3 protein-coding genes are annotated in these 2,230 nt (G+C 68.0%); 1 reads left to right on the plus strand and 2 read right to left on the minus strand.

Features of this window, described 5'->3' with window-relative positions; all coding sequences use genetic code 11:
• Positions 1-48: 48 nt before the first annotated feature.
• A complete protein-coding gene (locus tag ACFWPJ_RS30930; RefSeq protein ID WP_378856773.1) occupies positions 49-480 on the minus strand; it encodes a DUF4189 domain-containing protein in 432 nt (143 codons plus the stop codon).
• 215 nt (positions 481-695) lie between these two features.
• Entirely contained in the window at positions 696-1,193 is a 498-nt protein-coding gene (locus ACFWPJ_RS30935; protein WP_378856775.1) for a hypothetical protein, read from the minus strand.
• Between the two features lie 175 nt (positions 1,194-1,368).
• On the opposite strand from ACFWPJ_RS30935, the gene ACFWPJ_RS30940 reads away from it, so the two are divergent.
• Positions 1,369-2,196: a hypothetical protein gene (locus ACFWPJ_RS30940; RefSeq protein WP_378856777.1), complete on the plus strand. Its 828-nt coding sequence runs from the start codon at positions 1,369-1,371 to the stop codon at positions 2,194-2,196.
• The last annotated feature ends 34 nt before the right edge of the window (positions 2,197-2,230 follow it).

The raw sequence follows: 2,230 nt of genomic DNA on the forward strand, positions 1-2,230 counted from the left end.
GCAACCCCCCGATCCACCCGGCGTTCGCCGTATTCGGCCGGTCGGTGATCAGCGCGCGTTCGCCGTGCAGACCACGTCGACAACCTCGGTGCCACTGAGTTCAGAGGACCCGAAGTTGGCCAGCCCGGCGATCGGGACGCGGCTGGACAGCTTGTCGATGGCCTTGCGGATGGCCTCGCTACGGGTGGGGCCCGACGCGCCGGTGACCCACCCCTGGTCGTTCCACACCAACGCCCCACACCCGTTGGCCCACGTCATGACCTGGCAGTCCTCCCCGCCACCGCAGCCATCCAGCACGGAAGCGGCCGCCGCCTCCGCGGTGGGCCAGTCCACCGCCGACCAGCTCTCCCACTGCTCCGCGCTGAATGCGTACGCACCCCACAGATCGCCCGCCGCGTTCGCCGAACCGGCACCGAGCACCGACCCGGCCGCAAGACCCAACGCCGCCACAGCGAAGCCGGCCTTACCCATGAAACTCATTCGAAAGATCCCCTCTTGGAAGCAGCTCCGAAGTTCGGAACCGATAAGGAGATCACGGACCGACCGCACCCAGCAAACTGAACCGATGCATCCCTACCGCACTGTGGGCGATCACATCCGTTGCGGTGCAGCCATTCCCAGCCGAACGTGCAGTCACCGCTCAAACAGCCGAATGGGGTCGGGTCCGTCCAGGATCCGCCCCCATCGTCTACTTCCTACTTGTTCAGGGTGATCCAGGCCATGCCCGAGAGTTGTTCCAGGTCCATGTGGTTCGGGTAGCTGTCGGTGGTGGCGACGAGGGTCGCCTCCACTCGGCCGGGGCCGGGCCCCATGCCCATACCGGTGATCACGCCGTCGGGCGCGTCGATGACGCCGTTGCTGTCAACCTTGTGGGACTGACCGTTCGCGACACCGGTGTCCAGGTTCTTCCATCGCACCGCGACCCGGTAGGCCTCACAGTTCTGGCCGGTCTGGACGATTTTCACGCGGACTCCGAGATGCCCGGCCTGTGGCTGTGGCACCGTTTCGGCGTTGATGATGGCCGCGCAGCCGTTCCCCGGCACCCGGGCGAGGGTCGGGTTGAACTGGACGACTTGATCGGACGGCAGAGCCGCCGCCGGACTGCTGAACCCGACGAGCGCGGCAACGGCCGCTGCGGCGGCAACCCCGACCTGAACCGAAACCCGTTGACGTTGTGTGCTTTTCAGACTCATGTTCTGGAATTCGCCACTCGCCCGGAGATCGTTAACCACCGTAATGGTCTCAATGCGGCAACAGCCCCGCGGCGACTGGGGAGACGCGGGTCACAGAGTTCCCTCAGCCGCCCGGCACACGGCTCTCACGGTTGCCCGGTAGTGTCCGCGGACACAACTGGGAGAGGTGACACAGGTGAGCGGACGAAACGGATTCCTGCTGCTCGGCGGGATCTCGTCGGTCGGGGCGGGAGCGGTGCATTTTCTGGCCGCCGGAATGCACACCGACCACGCCACGCTGGCGCGGCTGATGGTCGTGCTCGCCGCGATCCAGTGCGCCACCGGCTTGGCGGTGTTGCTGAGCGAGCGCAAGCTCGTGGTGACGTCGCTGGTCGCGGTGAACGCGTTCGCGGTGGGGGTGTGGGCGTTCACCCGTGTCGCCGATATCCCGTGGGTCACCGGATTGACCGCGGAGTCACCCAGTGTCACCGATACCGTGTGCGCCGCGCTGGGTGCGCTCGCCGTGATCGGTGCGGCCATCGCGCTGCTCCGGCCCACCGCGACCCTGCCGCCGATGCGGTCCGGGATCGCGGCCGCCACGGTGGGTGTCCTCGCGGTGGCGGCGATGCTCAACGGCGTCGGGCACGTGCACAGTCACGACGAAGGCGGCGACGGACATTCGCACGCGGCGGGCGACGAGCACGGTGACACCGGCGACGCGTGGCCGCGCCCGTTCGACCCGGCCCAGCCGATCGATGTCTCCGGTGTGCCCGGCGTAACCGCGGACCAAGAGCAGCGCGCGGCCGACCTGATCCGCAGCACCATGGCCGGGCTGCCCGCCTTCGCCGATGTGACGACCGTCGGCGCGCTCGGCTTCCGTTCGATCGGGGACGCCGCCACCGGCTACGAGCACTACGTCAACACCGGTTACATCCGCGACGACAGTTTCCTCGACGCCACCCGCCCGGAGTCGCTGGTCTACCGGGTCGACGGGGCGAACCCCACCCCGGTCGACGGCATGTAAAAACCCCCGGGCCATAAGAAGGGCGACCCCCCAC

It is taken from the genome of Nocardia sp. NPDC058497 (assembly GCF_042720195.1).
Lineage (GTDB): Bacteria > Actinomycetota > Actinomycetes > Mycobacteriales > Mycobacteriaceae > Nocardia.

Coding starts and splice junctions, on each gene's coding strand:
- ACFWPJ_RS30935 (WP_378856775.1), bottom strand. CDS start 1,193: ATGAGTCTGAAAAGCACACAACGTCAACGGGTTTCGGTTCAGGTCGGG.
- ACFWPJ_RS30930 (WP_378856773.1), bottom strand. CDS start 480: ATGAGTTTCATGGGTAAGGCCGGCTTCGCTGTGGCGGCGTTGGGTCTT.